This is a genomic window from Methylobacterium thuringiense (assembly GCF_022179645.1).
GTDB classification, from domain to species: Bacteria; Pseudomonadota; Alphaproteobacteria; order Rhizobiales; family Beijerinckiaceae; genus Methylobacterium; species Methylobacterium thuringiense.
On record NZ_BPRA01000006.1, the window covers coordinates 107,627 to 124,837 of the forward strand.

A 17,211-nucleotide genomic window follows, 5' to 3' on the forward strand; every position below is an offset into this window, starting at 1 on the left:
CCTGCGATGATACCCGGAGCTTGAGCGGATGGCTGGAGCGGGATAGGCCGGCGCCAGCCACCGACATCTCGAAAAAACATGACCGCGTGGAAACAGGCCGTCGCGCGGGCCTTCGATCGTGCGCAGGACTACGACCGCGCCGCCATCATCCAGGCGAGCGTGGCCGAACGCCTCGCCGCGACCATCGCCGACGAGCCGCTGGCGCCGTCGCCCCGGACGCTCGAGATCGGTTGCGGCACAGGACTGCTGACAGAGGCCCTGCGCCAGCGTGTGGCAACCGGCTCGATGCTCGTCACCGACATCGCCCCGGCGATGCTGGCGCGCTGCCGGATGCGGATCGAGCCGGCCCACGGCCTTCGCTTCGCAGTGATGGACGGCGAGCGCCCCGCCGTGAATCCGGGGTTCGATCTCATCGTGTCGAGCCTTGCCGCGCAGTGGTTCGTCGATCTGGAGGGTGCGTTCGAACAGCTCGCCGGTCTGCTGCGGCCGGACGGCCTCCTCGCCGTCACGACGCTCGCCGCCGGCACCTTTCGCGAGTGGGAGCAGGCTCAGGGAGGCTCACACGGAATCGTCGCGACACCGGCCTATCCGACCATCCCTGCGTTACGAAACATGCGCTTCGCGGGCTGCCTCACCGAGATCCGGCTCGACACCCTGCACGAGGACCATGAGGACGGCGCGGCCTTCCTGCGCGCACTCAGGACGATCGGCGCTCAAACGCCGGCCGATCGCGCCGTGATCCGCTCCCCCGGTGCCCTGAGACGGGCGTTGCGCACCTTCGAGGCGCAAGGGTCGAGCGTTACCTACGCGGTCGCAACCTGCCTGATTCGTCGGATCGACCGCCCTGCGGGATAGAGCCGCCAACGCCTTTGCCGCGCCGTGAGGCCGGTTCGAGCCCCTGCGACGCCTCAACCTTCAATAGCTGTTTCTTGGCCAATTCACCGACAGATGGTGAAACCCCGCCAATCTCACGTTGCGTAAACGCATTCTTCGCTGTTGAGGAACAACAATCCCGGCAACGGACCGCCCATGGTCGGTGTGCAACGGACAGGCCGCGCCGGATGCGTCTCGATACGCCGACCCTCTTCCTGATGACGGTGGTCGTGACCTTCATGGTCGGCGTGCTCTTCCTGCTGTCGTGGGGGCAGTCCCGGCGGACGCGCGCGCTCGCAATCTGGGGCGTCGCACATCTCGGCGGAGCAGGAGCTTCGGCGCTGCTCTGCCTGCGCAACAGCATCCCCGACAGCCTCTCCGTCGGCTTCGGCAATGCGATGATGCTGGCGGCCTACGGCCTGATCTGGAGCGGGGTACGCGCCTTCGAAGGGCGGAAGCCGGCCTATCTCGTGGCGGTGTCCGGTGGCGTGCTCTGGGGCGCCGCCTGCTTGGTGCCGGCCTTCTACGGCTCGCTTGCGGCCCGCATCATGCTCGCCTCCTCCGTCGCCGGGCTTTTCTGCGCCCTTTGCGCCGGGGAGATCTGGCGCGGGCGTCGCGAGCCGTTGGCCTCTCGCTGGTCGGCGATCGTACTGATGGCAGCCTATGCGCTGCTCTATTGGGTGCGGGTGCCACTCGCCGTGTTCGCGCCGCTGCCGCCCTCGACGCGCTCGCAGGATTCTCCCTGGCTCGCCATCCTGTGCTTCGCCGGCGTGCTGTTCACGATGGCCATCGCGTTCGTGTTCATGGCGATGACCAAGGAACGGGCCGAGCTGAAGCAACGCCTCGCCGCCGAGACCGATTCCCTCACCGGGCTCGCCAACCGGCGCGCCTTCGTCGGCCGGACGCAGATCCATCTCGGAGGCCGGGTCCAGCCGGTGGCGCTGATCCTGTTCGATCTCGATCACTTCAAGACGATCAACGACACCTACGGTCACGCCGTCGGCGACGGCGTGCTCCTCGCCTTCGGCCACGCCGCCAACGCCGTGCTGCCGGCGGGCGCCCTGCTCGGACGCATGGGCGGCGAGGAATTCGCCTGCGTCCTCGTCGGTTGCGAGGCGGAAGCGGCCGCACGGGCCGCCGAGCAGGTCCGCACCACCATCGCCAAGATCGCGCTCGCCGCCTATCCGCGCCTGAAAATCCGCGTCAGCGCCGGAGTCGCCGTGACACAGCCGGGCCAGGCCGGCAGCTTCGACGACCTGATGCGCCGGGCCGATGCCGCGCTCTACGGGGCCAAGGATGCCGGTCGCGACCGGGTCGTGACGGCGCTGGCGCTGGCGGCCTGAGCCTCCCGGCAGGCCTCGCGCTGGCCCGCTTTCATCTGGCAACGACAAAGAGGCAGCAGCAGGTCGAAATCCGGCAGGAAGTCCGTGTCGTGGGATACATCACAAATATCCGGCGCCGATGTCATCGGCGAAATTAGACAGTTGGAATTGCAAACTGTAAAAATCTGAATCCGATTGCCATATATCGCGCCCCGTACCGATAGATCCGGGAGTTATTCCGGCTAAAAATCGGAGCTTTCTCAAATTACGGATGCGGTTTCACCGCGACACGGTGTTTGCGCCGGGGGCGCGCGTTCCCGCTTCCTGTGCCCCTTCACCCTCGCTACAACCTCCCTCCAGGGCCGAGCTTGGGCGGGGGACGGCAATGGCGGGCAGGGGTCACACTGGCGGGACGACGGGCTCGGGCCAAGGTCTCGAACGCAGTCTCGAAAACCGCCATATCCAGATGATGGCGCTCGGCGGCGCCATCGGCACCGGATTGTTCATGGGCTCGGGCAAGACCATCTCGGTCGCCGGCCCCTCGATCCTGCTGGTCTACCTGATCATCGGCCTGATGCTGTTCTTCGTGATGCGGGCGCTCGGCGAGCTCTTGCTCTCGAACCTCGCCTACAAGTCCTTCACGGATTTCGCCGACGACCTTCTCGGGCCCTGGGCCGGCTTCTTCACCGGCTGGACCTACTGGTTCTGCTGGATCGTGACGGCCATCGCCGAGGTCGTCGCCATAGCGGCCTACGCGAAGTTCTTCTTTCCCGACCTACCGAGCTGGATCCCGGCGCTGGTCTGCGTCGGGCTGCTGCTGAGCCTCAACCTCGTCAACGTGCGGGCCTTCGGCGAGCTCGAATTCTGGTTCGCGATGATCAAGATCGTCGCGATCCTGGCGCTGATCTTCGTCGGCATCGCGCTGGTCGCCACCGGCTTCACCGCGCCCTCGGGGGCGAAGGCGGACCTCGCCAACATCACCCGAGACGGGCTGTTCCCGACGGGAATTTCCGGGTTCTTCGCCGGGTTCCAGATCGCGGTCTTCGCCTTCGTCGGGATCGAGCTCGTCGGCACCACGGCGGCCGAGACGCGCGATCCAGAGACGACCCTGCCGCGCGCCATCAACGCGATCCCGATCCGCATCCTGCTGTTCTATCTCGGCGCCCTCGCCGTGATCATGGCGGTGACGCCCTGGAAGACGCTGAGCGCCGACAAGAGCCCCTTCGTCGAGCTGTTCGTGCTGGCCGGGCTGCCGGCGGCGGCGGCCTTCGTCAATCTCGTGGTGATGTCCTCGGCGGCCTCATCGGCCAACAGCGGCATCTTCTCGACGAGCCGCATGCTCTACGGCCTCGCGGGAAAAAGCGATGCGCCGGCCGCCTTCGGCAAGCTGTCGTCGCAGCGTGTGCCCTCGAACGGTCTCTACTTCACCGGGCTCTGTCTGCTCGGTGGCGTGCTGCTGGTCTACCTCGTGCCCGATCTCGGCACCGCCTTCACGCTGGTCACCACGCTCTCGGCCGTGCTGTTCATGTTCGTGTGGGCGATCATCCTGTGTTCGTATCTCGCCTACCGCCGGACCAGGCCGGCACTGCACGCCCGCTCGGCCTACAGGATGCCCATGGGCGTCGTCATGTCCTATGTCTGCCTTGCGTTCTTCGCTTTCATCCTCGTGCTGTTGACGCTGGAGAGCGATACCCGGATGGCGCTGCTGGTCTCGCCGGCCTGGTTCGCGGTGCTGGGCGGGGCTTGGGCAATCCAGCGTTCGCGGCGCGCCGTTCCGGCCTGAGCACTTTCCGGCGGGAAATCGGCGTAATTCGACCACGCTGCACGGCGAATCTGCTCGATCGAAGACGCAACCCGGCATAAAGCCGCGGACGATCGACGGGGGAATGACCATGCGGGGCAGAACGGCGCGGTTCGGCGGTCGGGTGCTGGCAGCCGCCCTGTTGGCGTGTTTCGTCACATCGCCCCGCGCAGAGACGACCGACGCGCGCATCGAGGCACTCCTCGAAAAAATGACGCTGGAAGAGAAGGCGGGGCAGCTCAACCTCGTCTCGCTCGAGCCCGGATTCGACCCCGAGAGCGTCCGGCGCGGCGAAGTCGGCGCCGTCATCAACTTCTCCAACCAGAATCTCGCCTCCAATATCGATGGCTATGCCCGCACCTCACGGCTCGGCATCCCGCTGCTGATCTCGCTGGATATCGTCCACGGCTACCGCACGGTGTTTCCGCTGCCGATCGGCATGGCCGCGAGCTTCGATCCGGATCTCGTCCGGCGTGCGACGGCAGCCGCCGCCCGCGAGACCCTGGCAGCCGGCATCAACTGGTCCTTCGCGCCGATGGCCGACGTCGCCCGCGACCTGCGCTGGGGCCGCATCGTCGAGGGGCTCGGTGAGGATACCTGGCTCACCGGCCAGCTCACCGCGGCCCAGGTCGAGGGGTTTCGCGACGGTGGCGTCGCTTCGACCCTGAAACATTTCGCCGGCTATAGCGCCGTCTATGGCGGGCGCGACTACGACGTCACCTGGGTGGCTCCGACCGAGCTCTACGACACGCATCTGCCGCCGTTCCGCGCCGGCATCCGGGCCGGGGCCGATTCCGTCATGACTGCGCTCACCGCCCTCAACGCCGTGCCGACCACTGCCGACGGCCACCTCATGACGCAGATCCTGCGCCGCGAGCTGGGCTTCAAGGGCGTCGTCATCGCCGATTGGGAGGCCGTCGCCAGCCTGATCAAGCACGGCGTCGCCGCAGACGGCGCCGAGGCGACCCGCAAGGCGTTTGCCGCCGGCGTCGACATGGACATGACCAGCGGCCTGTTCGTGAAGCACCTGCCCGAGGAGGTCCGCGCCGGACGAATCTCGCAGGCCTCCCTCGACGATTCCGTGCGCCGCGTGCTGCGCCTCAAATTCGGTCTCGGGCTGTTCGACCGGCCGGTGCTCGACCCAGTCACCGCGGAGGGTCGCCTGCTGACGCCGGAGACACGCGCCGTCGCCCGCGAAGCGGCGCGCGGCAGCTTCGTGCTGCTGAAGAACGAAAAGAACCTGCTGCCGATCGACCCGAAAATCGTAAAGCGCATCGCGCTGGTCGGCCCCTTCGCCGACGCGCAATGGGACCAGGTCGGCCCGCACGAGGGCAATGGGCAGGTCGGCGACGTGATCTCGATCCGCACCGGCCTGACCGAGCGCGCGGCCAAGGCCGGGATCGTCCTCGACTATGCCCGCGGCTGCGACCGCACCTGCGCCGACCGGTCCGACTTCCCGAAGGCGATCGAGGCGGCCAAGGCTGCCGACATCGTCGTCGCCGTGGTCGGCGAAGGCCGCGACCAGTCCGGCGAGGGCTCGTCGCGAGCCTATCTCGGTATGCGCGGTGTGCAGCAGGACCTGATCAAGGACCTCGCCGCCACCGGCAAGCCGCTGTTGCTGCTCGTCTTCGGCGGCCGTCCGGTCGAGTTGCACGAGGCGATCGACCGTGCGCAGGCGGCGATGATGATCTGGATCCCCGGCACCGAGGGCGGCCCCGCAGTGGCCGAGACGCTCTTCGGCGATGCAGACCCCTCCGGAAAGATGCCGCTGAGCTGGCCACGCACCGTCGGCCAGCTGCCGCTGACCTACGACCGCCGCGCGGGAGGACGCCCGCATATCGACGGCGCCCGGTGGACGCTGGGCTACAACGACGAGACCATCTCGGCCCGTTTCCCCTTCGGCTACGGCCTGACCTACACGAGCTTCGCCTACGGTGATCCGGAGGTGCTGACCCCGAAGGTCGGCGTCGGCGACCGCTACGAGGCGGCGCTGGAAGTGAAGACAACTGTGACCAACACCGGCACCCGGTCCGGCCGCACGGTGGCGCAACTCTACCTCAACCAGCCCGTGGCGAGCCGCAGCCGGCCGCTGCGCCTCCTGAAGGGCGCGGTGCCGCTGGTGCTGGCGCCCGGAGAAACGAAGGTCGCAAGTTTCCGTATTCCCTCGCGCAATCTCGGCTTCCACGAGGCCGACGGCACGCTGGTGGTGGAGGCGGGCGGCTACCGCGTCTTCGTCGGTGAGGATTCGGATGCCGCGAAGAGTGCGGATTTCGCGGTCGAGACCGGCTGGCGCGGGCCGCCCGGCAATGTCGAGGCGAGCAGTCGATAGCGCAGCGGCCGGGGCTGGAGACGCGCGCGCGCGTCTCCATATTCCTTGGATGACCGACAGACCCGATCCCAAGACCGATGCCAGCGCGGAGGGTGCACGCGCCCGCGCCCACGGCCGCCCGAAGGATTCGTGCCCTTATCCAGCCGAGTCACCGGAGCGCCGCTCGTGGTTCGAAGGCTACGACGGCCTGCCTGCCGACCGCGCCCCGGACTTGCCGCTCGAAAACGGCTGAGTACGTTTGTGAACGACCTCGGCCGTTCGACGCTTGACGCCCCCGATTCGTGCGAACTAAAAAGAACAAATAGCGAACATACGAATCACGGAGAACGGCCATGCGGGAAGAGCGACTGAGGACGCTGGACAGTCTGCGCAGCACTCCGGCCATCACCTTGAGTGCTTGGCGCGGCCGGTCCGGCCGGCGCTACGTCGTCGGAATCCACGATCTGGCCGAGCCGGACCTGATGGAGATGGACGATGCCGTGGTGATCGCCGTGCGACGCGACGGCGCCGGTATCGCCCAACCCGTGTCGGTGACGAGTTCCGGAATCGGCCCGCGCGAGCGGCTCATGCAGGGCTGGCTGGCCCATGTGGCACGCAGCGGCGCCACCGAGATGCATATCCATCGTTTGGCCGAGGGTGAGGACGGGCGCCGCGCCGTGATCGAGGATCTGGACATTCGGCCGGTCACGCAGAACTGATCGGCCGGCGTCACGACGGACGGTCCGCTCCGGTCCTCGCCCTTGCGCCAACGGGCTCCTGTCTCCAAAGACGGGCCGCCCGCGACGCGGGGTACGCAGCGAGGGACAATGATGGCGCAGGGACCGCACCCCAGGACGGAGCCGACGCAGCCCATCGGCAAGCGCCGCTCGCGGCTTGGATTGTTTCTCCCCTACATCCTGCTGCTCACGTTGGCGCTCGTCTGGTCCGCCGGCTGGTATTGGGTTCGCGGCAAGGCCGCCTCCGAGATGGATGCGTGGCGCGCGCGCGAGGCGGCGGCCGGGCGCAACTGGACCTGCGCCGACCGTTCGATCACCGGCTATCCGTTCCGGATCGAATTGCGTTGCGCCTCCTTGAAATTCGCGCGCTCCGATGGCGGCTTCAGCCTCGGGCCGCTGACGGTGCTGGTGCAGGTCTATCAGCCGCGCCACGCGATCCTGGAGGCGACCGGGCCTTTCCACGTCGAGCAGGGCGATCTCATCGGCGATGTGAACTGGACTGCACTGGAAGGCAGCTTCCATGGCGCATCGGACGGATTCGTGCGGGCCTCGCTCGTCGTCGACGGGCCGAAGGGCAGCATAAGCGGGGGCGAGCCCGGTCCGATCGACTTCGCCGCGAAACATCTGGAACTGCACGCACGGCCGACTCCCGGCCGCTTCGAATCCGACGGTGCCGTCGATCTCAACCTGCGCCTGACCGACGGGACGTTTCCGCAGCTCGATCCGCTGTTCGGCAACGCCGATCCGGTGGAGGCGTCCCTCGACGCCACCTTGGAGCGCGCCACCGTGCTGCGCACCCGCGCCATCGAGAAGGAACTCGAAGCCTGGCGGCTGGCCGAGGGGCAGCTCGACATCACCGCACTCTCGCTGGTGAAGGGGAACCGCCGGCTTCAGGCGAAGGGCGAAGTCGGGCTGGACGAGGCGCATCGGCCGGAAGGTCAGTTCGACGTCCGCGCCGCCGGGCTCGGCGACCTGATCGGCCAGATCATGGGCAAGCGCTTCGGCAACGACCGGGGCGCGCTGATCGGCAACCTCGTCGGCCAGTTCCTCGGCGGCATGAAGCGGCGCGATCCCGAGGGTGAGGCCGGGCCGGGGCAGGGGGACGCCTCCCTGCAGCCGCTTCCCACCGTGAAGCTCGCAGGCGGCCGCCTCATGCTCGGCCCCTTCGCGATCCCGAACGTGGCGCTGCCTCCGCTCTATTGAGTGCTCGCCGACCGGGCGGATGCGGGTTCGCCGTCGGAAAACGCGACGCGGATCCGAGTTCAACCAGGGTTGGCGGCGTCTTCGTCGGAGCGTAGACAGAGCCCAGTCCGCGGATCTCCAAACAAAGTCTCATGAGCCGAGAAGACCAGGCCGTCGCCGCCAGCAATCGGCGCTCGCCAGAGCCGCCCATCCATGGCCCGGAGGATTTCGAGGGAATGCGCCGCGCCGGCCGACTGACGGCGGAAGCGCTCGACATCCTCGTCGAGGCGACCCAGCCCGGCGTCACCACCGAGCATCTCGACAGACTCGCCTATACTTTCGCGATGGATCACGGCGCCTATCCGGCATCGCTGCTCTATCGCGGCTATCCGAAGTCGATCTGCACCTCGATCAACCACGTCGTCTGCCACGGCATCCCCAACGACAAGCCGCTGCGCGACGGTGACATCGTCAACCTCGACATCTGCCTGATCCTCGACGGCTGGCACGGCGATTCGAGCCGCATGGCCTATGTCGGCGAGGTGCCGCGCAAGGCCCAGCGCTTGTGCGAGATCACCTACGAGTCGTTGATGCGCGGCATCCGGGCGATCCGGCCCGGCGGCTCGACCAACGACATCGGCCACGCCATCCAGTCCTACGCGGAGGCCGAGCGCTGCTCGGTGGTGCGCGATTTCTGCGGCCATGGCCTCGGCCGCGTCTATCACGACGCGCCGACCATCCTGCACTACGTCGAGGCGAGCTACGACGTGCCGCTGAAGCCCGGTCAGTTCTTCACCGTCGAGCCGATGATCAATCTCGGCCGGCCCGCCGTGAAGGTGCTCGCCGACGGCTGGACCGCCGTGACCCGCGACCGTTCGCTGTCCGCCCAGTTCGAGCACACCGTCGCGGTCACCGAGACCGGCTACGAGATTTTCACGCTGTCGCCGAAGGGGCTCGACCAGCCGGTTCCGCAGGACTGATCGTCTCCGATGACGCGCCGGCCGCCGCTGCCCGATCTGCTGGCCCCGGTCACGGCCGAGGAGCCGCATTACCACGGCCACCGCGACCGCCTGCGCGCCCGCTTCGCCGAGTCCGGGGCCGATGCGTTGGCCGATTACGAACTGCTCGAACTCGTCCTGTTCCGTGCGATCCCGCGCCGCGACGTCAAACCGCTCGCAAAGGCGCTGATCAGGCGTTTCGGTTCCTTCGCCGAGGTCATCGGCGCCGAGCCGTCGCGGCTCGCGGAGATCGACGGGATCGGGCCTGGCGTGATCGCAGACCTCAAGCTAATGGAAGCGGCCGGCCGCCGGCTCGCGCGGGGTGCCATCGCGGAGCGGCCGCTGGTGACCTCCTGGAGCGCCCTCATCGAGTACCTGCGCGCCACGATGGCCTTTTCGGCGCGGGAGGAATTCCGGCTGCTGTTCCTCGACAAGCGCAACCATCTCATCCGCGACGAGGTGCACGGGCGCGGCACCGTCGACCACACGCCGGTCTATGTCCGTGAGATCGCCCGCCGCGCCCTCGAACTCTCGGCCACCGCGGTCATCCTCGCTCACAACCACCCCTCCGGCGATCCGACGCCGTCGGGGGCCGACATCAGGATGACCCGCGAGATCGTCGCCGTCCTCGACCCGCTCGGCATCGTCGTGCACGACCACGTCATCCTCGGCCGCGAGGGTCACGCGAGCTTCAGGGGACTCAAGCTTCTCTGACCAAGCTTCTCCGTTAGTGTCGGTCTCGGGCCCTTTCCATGGCCTGCCTCTTGCCTAGGTGAACGGCGAGCCAAGCGATCGCGCGTCGGCATGCCAACGCGTCGTCCGATCGGCTTTTTGTCGTGTCGCAGGTTTCTGTCGGAAAGCCGCGGGGCACCTTTCCGGAACCTGCTGAGGGGAGACTTAGATGGCGCTGGCGAAAGCCTTCGACGAGATGACCGGGCCGGGCGATGCGCTCGCGGGGGCCGCCGTGCGCGACGCCTACGACGCCCTCAAGTCCTGGCTCGACACCACGCCGCCGGAGCATTTCAACACGCGCCGCAGCCAGGCCGAGATGCTGTTCCGGCGCATCGGCATCACCTTCGCCGTCTACGGCTCGAGCGATTCCACCGAACGGCTGATCCCCTTCGACATCATCCCGCGGGTGCTGACCAAGCCCGAATGGAGCTTCCTGGAGCGTGGGCTGAAGCAGCGCGTCACCGCGCTCAACATGTTCCTGAACGACATCTACGGTGCGGAGGAGTGCATCAAGGCGGGCGTGATCCCGGCCGACCTCGTCTACCGCAACCAGCACTACCAGATGGAGATGCGCTCCTTCCGGGTGCCGCACGACCTCTACGTCCACATCGCCGGGATCGACATCGTCCGCACCGGCGAGAACGACTTTTTTGTTCTGGAAGACAACGCCAGGACGCCGTCCGGCGTCTCCTACATGCTGGAGAACCGCGAGGTCATGCTCCGGCTGTTCCCGGAGCTGTTCTCGCGCCACCGCGTCGCACCGGTCGAGAACTATCCGGACGAGCTTCTGGCGACGCTCCGCAGCCTCGCCCCGCAATCGGCCACGCGCGATCCCACCGTCGTGCTGCTCACCCCCGGACGCTACAACTCGGCCTTCTACGAGCATTCCTTCCTGGCCGACAAACTCGGCGTCGAACTGGTGGAGGCGACCGACCTCTTCACCAAGGACGACGTCGTCTACATGCGCACCACCGAGGGGCCGCGCCGGGTCGACGTGATCTATCGCCGGCTCGACGACGACTTCATCGATCCGCTGGTGTTCCGCCCCGATAGCGTGCTCGGTGTGCCGGGGCTGATGAACGCCTACGAGCGCGGCAACGTCACGTTGTCGAACGCGGTCGGCACCGGCATCGCCGACGACAAGGCGGTCTACAGCTACATGCCGGAAATCGTGAAGTTCTTCACCGGCGAGGAGCCGATCCTTCACAACGTGCCGACCTATCGCTGCCGCGAGAAGGAGGCGTTCTCCTACGTCATGGACAACCTCAAGGACCTCGTGGTGAAGGAGGTCAACGGCTCGGGCGGCTACGGCATGCTCGTCGGCCCGCACGCCACGCGGCGCGAGATCGAGGAGTTCGGGCGCCGGCTGAAGCACGCCCCCGACGGCTTCATCGCCCAGCCGACGCTCTCGCTCTCGACCTGCCCGACCTTCGTCGCCTCCGGCGTCGCCCCGCGCCACGTCGACCTGCGGCCCTTCGTGCTCGCCGGCGCCGACGAGATCCGCATCGTGCCCGGCGGTTTGACGCGCGTCGCGCTCAAGGAGGGTTCGCTCGTGGTGAATTCCAGCCAGGGCGGCGGCACCAAGGACACCTGGGTGCTCGACGCTTGAGCAGCCCGCGGCCTTTTCGGGCGCCCAGCCGCCGAGCGCGCAGTTCTCATGCGCGAATAGCCGGCGAGTGCACATTTTGCGAGCAGGCGTGCGTCGCAGAGGTGGCGATCCCCGCCGTCTCTTGCGATGACGCCACGCTCTTCCCCTTCGACGCCGGCCCGTTTCGGCCGGAAGCGACCGTGATCTGAGCCATGCTGTCCCGTACCGCCGACAACCTCTACTGGCTTTCGCGCTATGCCGAGCGCGCCGACTTCGTCGCGCGCATCCTCGACGCCGCGCACCGTCTCGCCGCGCTGCCGTCGAGTTACGGCGGGCGCGAGTCGAACGAGTGGGCCTCGGCGCTGGCTTCCACCGGCGACGCCGACGAGTTCAAGAAGCACTACGATGCGGTCAACGAACACACGGTCTGCGACTTTCTCGCCTTCTCGCGCCATAATCCGTCCTCGATCCGCTCCTGCATCGAGACGGCCCGCGAGAACGCCCGGTCGATCCGCACGGCGCTCACCACCGAGATGTGGGACGCGATCAACGGGGCGTGGCTCGAGCTTCGCAACTACGAGGGCCGCGATCTCACGCGGGACGAGTTTTCGCATTTCCTCGACTGGGTGAAGCAGGTCTCGCTGGCCTTCGACGGCTCGGCCTACCGGACCATGCTGAGGAACGACGGCTATTGGTTCACGCGGCTCGGTACCGCGATCGAGCGGGCCGACAACACCGCCCGCATCCTCGACGTGAAGTACCAGATCCTGTTGCCAGCCTCGGAACGGATCGGCGGCAGCCTCGACTACTTCCAGTGGACCACGATCCTGCGCGAGGTCTCGGCCTTCAACGCCTATCACTGGGTCTATCGCGAGAGCATCAAGCCACTGCTGGTCGCGGATTTGCTCATCCTGAATAGACAGATGCCGCGCTCGCTCACCAACTGCCTCGGCATGCTGGTGGAACATCTCGACTTGATCGCCGATTCCTACGGTCGTCGCGGCGAGAGCCAGCGGCTCGCTAGCAACCTGCGCGCCCACCTCCTCGGTGCGGATATCGACCGGATCTTCGCCTCCGGCCTGCACGAGTTCATCGAGCACTTCATCGGCGAGAACAACAAGCTCGGGGCCGCGATCAGCGAGCAGTATCTGGTGTAGATTCGTTCGCGATTCGTCTCTCGCTTTTCCTTATCGACGCATCCGGGACCAAGGCATGCGCATCCGCGTCCTCCACGACACGATCTACACCTACGAGCAGCCTGCCCGTGGCCTGATCCAGGTGTTGCGGCTGACCCCACGCGACCATGACGGCCAGCACGTGCGCGAATGGCGCATCGAACCGTCGGTCGACGGCCGGCTGACCGCCCGCGAGGATGGCTTCGGCAACATCGTCCACTGGTTCACCGCCGACGACGCGGCCGAGGCCCTGACCGTGCGCGTCACCGGCGAGGTCGAGACCTTCGACACCAGCGGCATCGTGCGTGGCGGTGTCGAACGGCTACCCGAACCGTTCTACCTGCGCGATACGTCGCTCACCCTGCCGAGCGCCGAAATCCAGGCCTTCGCGGGCAAGGCCACCGCGGGCGGCGACCAGTCGAGGCTGTCGGTCCTGCATCGGCTGCTCGAAGCGGTGCACGAGCGCATCGAATTCGAGCCGGGGCCGACCAGTGCCAGCACGACGGCCATGGAATCCTTCGAGGTCGGCAAGGGCGTTTGCCAGGACCTCGCGCATATCTTCATCGCGGCGGCGCGCCACCTGGAAATTCCGACCCGCTACGTCTCCGGCTACTTCCTCCATGACGACGACGGCGAGGATCCGAGCGCAGGCCATGCCTGGGCCGAGGCACTGCTGCCCGATCTCGGTTGGATCGGCTTCGATGCGGCCAACGGCGTCTCGGCGACCGAGGCGCATGTGCGTGTCGCGATCGGCCTCGACTATCTCGGAGCGGCCCCGATCCGTGGCAGCCGCGTCGGCGGCGGTACCGAAAAGCTGGAGGTGCGGCTGAAGGTCGACGAGCCTCAGCGGGGCCAGAGCCAGACGCAGAGCCAAGGCACGCAGAGACAGTCGCAGGGCTGAGGGGCAGGGCCGGATCGGCCCTCCACACCGCTTGAAACGGCACATTGCGAAAGATCGCCTTGCGTCGCGGCGGCACGACATGCGAACGGGACGCCCGCTTACCCCGTGACGAGGTCTCTCTCGCGATGACTTACTGCGTCGGAGTCCTGGTCGAGGACGGTCTCCTCATGATCGCCGATACCCGCACCAATGCGGGCCTCGACGACATCTCGACCTACCGCAAGCTTCATCTGTTCAATGCGCCGGGCGAGCGGGTGATCATGCTCGCCTCGGCCGGCAACCTGTCCGTGACGCAGACCGTCGTGAGCATGTTGCGTGAGGGCGTCGACGACATCGAGGGCGAGGAGCCGGAGAAGCTCGCCGACGCGCCGACCATGTTCAAGGCGGCTCAGCTCGTCGGCCGTGCGATCCGGCAGGTCCGCAAGATCGAGCATGACGGCTTCGAGCAGGCCAAGATCCGCTTCGAGGTGTCGTTCCTTCTCGGCGGCCAGATCGGCACCGACGAGATGCGGCTGTTCATGGTCTACTCGGCCGGCAACTTCATCGAGTGCGGGCACGACTCACCCTTCCTGCAGATCGGCGAGCACAAATACGGCAAGCCGATCCTCGACCGGGCCGTGACGGCGAAGCTCGATCTCTACGACGCCCTGAAGGTCGCGCTGGTCTCGATGGATTCGACCATGCGGTCGAATCTCGGCGTCGGCCTGCCGATCGACATCGCCGTGGTGCGCCGCGACGCCCTGACGCTCGAAGTCGACCACCGGATCGAAGCCGGCGAGCCCTACTTTCACGATCTTCGCGAGCGCTGGTCGGCGGCGTTGCGCGCAGCGCACCGCGCGATCCCGCGCCCGCCCTACGGACCGGCTGCCGTCAAATAGCCGGCGGCCTTTGATCTCCGACGGGCGAGGGCGCATACCGGTCGCAACGGATGCAACCGGGATCGGGAGGGCGGGACGGATGGTGACACGGGGCTTTTCGGGCCGCCCGCCGGCGGCCGAGATCGCCGAGCGCCTGCCGCCGGGCCAGTACCTCACCGACGACTTTCCGGTCCTGCAGCTCGGCCCGACTCCGCGGGTCACCGAGGAGACCTGGAGCTTCACCCTTCGCGACGGTCCCAAGCCCCTCAAGCGCTGGACCTGGAGCGAGTTCGCCAAGCTGCCGCGTACGCGCTGGAAGGGCGACATCCATTGCGTCACCAAGTGGTCGAAGTTCGACACCGCCTGGGCCGGCGTGAGCGTCGACGACATTCTGAGCGATGCCGGCGTCACTGCGCCCACCGCCTTCACCCTGTTCGAGGGCTTCGACGACTACACCACCAACGTTCCGTTCGCCGATCTCACCGGTGGCAAGGCCATTGTCGCGACCTCCTATGAGGGCAAGCCGATCCCGCCCGATCACGGCGGCCCGGCGCGCCTCCTCGTGCCGCACCTCTATTTCTGGAAAAGCCCGAAATGGGTGAAGGGCCTGCGCTTCACCAGGAAGGACGAAGGCGGTTTCTGGGAGCTGCGCGGCTATCACATGTACGGCGACCCCTGGCGCGAGCAGCGCTTCACCGGAGATTGACGCGTGGCCGCCGAGAAGATGCCCTGGCGGACCGCCCGGATCGGCGCGATCGCGCCGGTGACGCCGCGGGTGAAGAGTTTTCGGTTCGAGGGGCTGGAGGGCCGGCACCGTGCCGGCCAGCACGTCGAGGTGCGGCTCACCGCGCCGGACGGCTACAGCGCGCAGCGCAGCTACTCCATCGCCTCAGCACCCGGCGACGCCGCCGGCCTCGAACTCATGATCGAGGGGCTGGAGGAGGGCGAGGTCTCGAGCTACTTCGCCGGCATCGCGGAGGTCGGCGACGAGGTCGAGTTGCGCGGGCCGATCGGCGGATCGTTCGTCTGGTCGCCGGAGGACGAGGGCCCCGTGCTGCTTATCGGCGGCGGTTCCGGCGTGGTGCCGCTGCTCTCGATGCTGCGGGCACGTTTCTCGGCGCGCAGCGAAACGCCGATGCTGCTGATCTATTCGGTGCGCAACGCCGCCGAGGCGATCGCGCGTGAGGAATTGCAGATACGGGCGCGCGACGAGCCGGGCTTCGATCTCACGCTCCTCACCACCCGCGAAGGTGCCACCGCCGGGCGCCGGGTCGACCGGGTCATGATCGAGACCGCACTCGACCACGTCGGCAAGCCGCGCCACGTTTTCGTGTGCGGCAGCAACGGTTTCGTCGGATCGGTGTCGGACCTTCTGGTGGATGCCAGCGTGAAGCCGTCGATCATCCGGACGGAGCGGTTCGGCGGCTGAGGTCTTCAGCCTTCCAATCGCCGAGCCACATCCTCCGCGAGCGACAACGCCGAAGTCAGCCCCGGGCTCTCGATCCCGAAGAGTTGGACCAGCCCGGGCATGCGATGCTCGGCCGGCCCGTCGACGAGAAAATCCGCGGCCGGCTCGCCCGGGCCGCTGAGCTTGGGACGGATGCCGGCGTAGTCCGGCGTCAGGCGCCCGTCGGGCAGCGCAGGCCAGTAGCGCCGGATCGCCGCCTCGAACATCGCGGCCATCTCGGGCTCGACCGCATAGTCCGGCATCTCGACCCAGGCGACGTCGGGACCGAAGCGCATGCGGCCGGCAAGATCGAGGGTGAGGTGGATGCCGAGCCCGCCCTCGACCGGGGCCGGATAGATCAGCCGGGTGAAGGCGGGCTTGCCGGTGCAGCCGAAGTAGCGGCCCTTGGCCAGCACCTGCCGCGGCACGCGCTCGGGCGGATAGCCTTCGATCCCGTGCGCCACGGACTGCGCGCCGAGTCCGGCCGCGTTGACGATCGCGTCGACGTCGAGGGTCCCGGGGCTGTCTCCGCCGAAGCGGACCCGCCAGCGGCCGCCCTCCCGGCCTGCCGATTCGATCGGTGTGCGCAGGGCGAGTGCGCCGCCGACATCCTCGACCGCGCCGAGCAGCGACAGCATCAGGGCGTGGCTGTCGACGATGCCGGTGGCCGGCGATTCCAGCGCGGCGACACAGGCGAGGTTCGGCTCGAGGCGCCGGGCCTCGCCGGCCTCCAGCAGCCTCAGGCCCTCGACGCCGTTGGCGATGCCCCTGGCATGGATCGCCTCGATCCCCGCACGCTCCTCCTCGCAGACCGCGACGATCAGCTTGCCGCAGGCGCGGTACGGCACGCCGTGGCGCTCGCAGAAATCGTAGAGCAGCCGGCGTCCTTCGACGCAGTGGCGGGCGCGCAGGGAGCCGGTCGGATAGTACATCCCGCCATGGATCACCTCAGAACTGCGCGAGGACACACCGGTGCCAAAGGCCCCCTCGGACTCGGCCACGATCACCGCGTGCCCGCGCAGGGCCAGCGCCCGCCCGATGGCGAGACCGACGACGCCTGCGCCGACGACGAGCGTGTCCATGGTTCTAGATTCGCATCATGTTCGTCCGCGCAAAGCGGGACCCTTCGCGGAACGATGCGGGATCACGGGGCAAGGATCAACGGGCCCAGCGGCTCGGCGAGGGCCGGTCGGCAAGCCAGCCCTGGATAGCCACGGTGAACACCGCGATGCTTGACCGGACGGGCACCATGCGCAGCACCGATCCCACCCGCTCCCGCGTTCCGTCAGA

General features: G+C 67.6%; 16 protein-coding genes. 15 read left to right on the forward strand and 1 reads right to left on the reverse strand.

The window, feature by feature from the left end; genetic code table 11:
- The first annotated feature begins 78 nt into the window (after positions 1-78).
- The 15 genes from MFF07_RS07115 to MFF07_RS07185 all read left to right on the forward strand — a co-directional run bounded on the left by MFF07_RS07115 (position 79) and on the right by MFF07_RS07185 (position 15,903).
- Positions 79-855, forward strand: a complete 777-nt coding sequence (locus MFF07_RS07115; protein WP_147817788.1) for a methyltransferase domain-containing protein — start codon at positions 79-81, stop codon at positions 853-855.
- Positions 856-1,061: 206 nt separating this feature from the next.
- Positions 1,062-2,216 (forward strand): GGDEF domain-containing protein, encoded by a 1,155-nt coding sequence (locus MFF07_RS07120; RefSeq protein WP_147817787.1) that lies wholly within the window; start codon positions 1,062-1,064, stop codon positions 2,214-2,216.
- Positions 2,217-2,580: 364 nt separating this feature from the next.
- Entirely contained in the window at positions 2,581-3,978 is a 1,398-nt protein-coding gene (gene cycA, locus MFF07_RS07125) for a D-serine/D-alanine/glycine transporter (RefSeq protein ID WP_147817786.1), read from the forward strand.
- A 109-nt stretch (positions 3,979-4,087) separates the two neighbouring features.
- On the forward strand, positions 4,088-6,325 hold the full coding sequence (locus tag MFF07_RS07130; RefSeq protein ID WP_147817785.1) for a glycoside hydrolase family 3 N-terminal domain-containing protein: 2,238 nt from the start codon (positions 4,088-4,090) through the stop codon (positions 6,323-6,325).
- Positions 6,326-6,374: 49 nt separating this feature from the next.
- Positions 6,375-6,557 (forward strand): ribosome modulation factor, encoded by a 183-nt coding sequence (locus MFF07_RS07135; protein ID WP_147817784.1) that lies wholly within the window; start codon positions 6,375-6,377, stop codon positions 6,555-6,557.
- Positions 6,558-6,657: 100 nt separating this feature from the next.
- Positions 6,658-7,023: a hypothetical protein gene (locus MFF07_RS07140; RefSeq protein ID WP_147817783.1), complete on the forward strand. Its 366-nt coding sequence runs from the start codon at positions 6,658-6,660 to the stop codon at positions 7,021-7,023.
- A gap of 111 nt (positions 7,024-7,134) precedes the next feature.
- A complete protein-coding gene (locus MFF07_RS07145) occupies positions 7,135-8,244 on the forward strand; it encodes a DUF2125 domain-containing protein (RefSeq protein ID WP_147817782.1) in 1,110 nt (369 codons plus the stop codon).
- Between the two features lie 131 nt (positions 8,245-8,375).
- Positions 8,376-9,203 carry a type I methionyl aminopeptidase gene (map, locus tag MFF07_RS07150; RefSeq protein WP_147817781.1) on the forward strand — a complete coding sequence of 276 codons (828 nt, stop codon included), beginning with the start codon at positions 8,376-8,378 and terminating at the stop codon, positions 9,201-9,203.
- Between the two features lie 9 nt (positions 9,204-9,212).
- Positions 9,213-9,935 carry a RadC family protein gene (radC, locus tag MFF07_RS07155; RefSeq protein ID WP_147817780.1) on the forward strand — a complete coding sequence of 241 codons (723 nt, stop codon included), beginning with the start codon at positions 9,213-9,215 and terminating at the stop codon, positions 9,933-9,935.
- Between the two features lie 187 nt (positions 9,936-10,122).
- Positions 10,123-11,562 (forward strand): circularly permuted type 2 ATP-grasp protein, encoded by a 1,440-nt coding sequence (locus tag MFF07_RS07160; RefSeq protein ID WP_147817779.1) that lies wholly within the window; start codon positions 10,123-10,125, stop codon positions 11,560-11,562.
- 191 nt (positions 11,563-11,753) lie between these two features.
- Positions 11,754-12,698: an alpha-E domain-containing protein gene (locus MFF07_RS07165; protein ID WP_147078114.1), complete on the forward strand. Its 945-nt coding sequence runs from the start codon at positions 11,754-11,756 to the stop codon at positions 12,696-12,698.
- Between the two features lie 55 nt (positions 12,699-12,753).
- Positions 12,754-13,617: a transglutaminase family protein gene (locus MFF07_RS07170; RefSeq protein WP_147817778.1), complete on the forward strand. Its 864-nt coding sequence runs from the start codon at positions 12,754-12,756 to the stop codon at positions 13,615-13,617.
- Positions 13,618-13,742: 125 nt separating this feature from the next.
- Entirely contained in the window at positions 13,743-14,495 is a 753-nt protein-coding gene (locus tag MFF07_RS07175; protein ID WP_147817777.1) for a proteasome-type protease, read from the forward strand.
- A 79-nt stretch (positions 14,496-14,574) separates the two neighbouring features.
- Positions 14,575-15,180: a sulfite oxidase-like oxidoreductase gene (locus MFF07_RS07180; RefSeq protein WP_147817776.1), complete on the forward strand. Its 606-nt coding sequence runs from the start codon at positions 14,575-14,577 to the stop codon at positions 15,178-15,180.
- 18 nt (positions 15,181-15,198) lie between these two features.
- A complete protein-coding gene (locus MFF07_RS07185) occupies positions 15,199-15,903 on the forward strand; it encodes a ferredoxin reductase (RefSeq protein ID WP_147817796.1) in 705 nt (234 codons plus the stop codon).
- A 5-nt stretch (positions 15,904-15,908) separates the two neighbouring features.
- Here the strand turns inward: MFF07_RS07185 and MFF07_RS07190 are convergent, their stop codons facing one another.
- Entirely contained in the window at positions 15,909-17,003 is a 1,095-nt protein-coding gene (locus tag MFF07_RS07190) for an NAD(P)/FAD-dependent oxidoreductase (protein WP_238231298.1), read from the reverse strand.
- Positions 17,004-17,211 lie beyond the last annotated feature (208 nt).

What these genes read in the sequence shown, in the direction of transcription:
- MFF07_RS07115 (WP_147817788.1), top strand. Translation starts at nt 79, where the DNA reads ATGACCGCGTGGAAACAGGCCGTCGCGCGGGCCTTCGATCGTGCGCAG.
- MFF07_RS07120 (WP_147817787.1), top strand. Translation starts at nt 1,062, where the DNA reads ATGCGTCTCGATACGCCGACCCTCTTCCTGATGACGGTGGTCGTGACC.
- cycA (WP_147817786.1), top strand. Translation starts at nt 2,581, where the DNA reads ATGGCGGGCAGGGGTCACACTGGCGGGACGACGGGCTCGGGCCAAGGT.
- MFF07_RS07130 (WP_147817785.1), top strand. Translation starts at nt 4,088, where the DNA reads ATGCGGGGCAGAACGGCGCGGTTCGGCGGTCGGGTGCTGGCAGCCGCC.
- MFF07_RS07135 (WP_147817784.1), top strand. Translation starts at nt 6,375, where the DNA reads ATGACCGACAGACCCGATCCCAAGACCGATGCCAGCGCGGAGGGTGCA.
- MFF07_RS07140 (WP_147817783.1), top strand. Translation starts at nt 6,658, where the DNA reads ATGCGGGAAGAGCGACTGAGGACGCTGGACAGTCTGCGCAGCACTCCG.
- MFF07_RS07145 (WP_147817782.1), top strand. Translation starts at nt 7,135, where the DNA reads ATGGCGCAGGGACCGCACCCCAGGACGGAGCCGACGCAGCCCATCGGC.
- map (WP_147817781.1), top strand. Translation starts at nt 8,376, where the DNA reads ATGAGCCGAGAAGACCAGGCCGTCGCCGCCAGCAATCGGCGCTCGCCA.
- radC (WP_147817780.1), top strand. Translation starts at nt 9,213, where the DNA reads ATGACGCGCCGGCCGCCGCTGCCCGATCTGCTGGCCCCGGTCACGGCC.
- MFF07_RS07160 (WP_147817779.1), top strand. Translation starts at nt 10,123, where the DNA reads ATGGCGCTGGCGAAAGCCTTCGACGAGATGACCGGGCCGGGCGATGCG.
- MFF07_RS07165 (WP_147078114.1), top strand. Translation starts at nt 11,754, where the DNA reads ATGCTGTCCCGTACCGCCGACAACCTCTACTGGCTTTCGCGCTATGCC.
- MFF07_RS07170 (WP_147817778.1), top strand. Translation starts at nt 12,754, where the DNA reads ATGCGCATCCGCGTCCTCCACGACACGATCTACACCTACGAGCAGCCT.
- MFF07_RS07175 (WP_147817777.1), top strand. Translation starts at nt 13,743, where the DNA reads ATGACTTACTGCGTCGGAGTCCTGGTCGAGGACGGTCTCCTCATGATC.
- MFF07_RS07180 (WP_147817776.1), top strand. Translation starts at nt 14,575, where the DNA reads ATGGTGACACGGGGCTTTTCGGGCCGCCCGCCGGCGGCCGAGATCGCC.
- MFF07_RS07185 (WP_147817796.1), top strand. Translation starts at nt 15,199, where the DNA reads ATGCCCTGGCGGACCGCCCGGATCGGCGCGATCGCGCCGGTGACGCCG.
- MFF07_RS07190 (WP_238231298.1), bottom strand. Translation starts at nt 17,003, where the DNA reads ATGGACACGCTCGTCGTCGGCGCAGGCGTCGTCGGTCTCGCCATCGGG.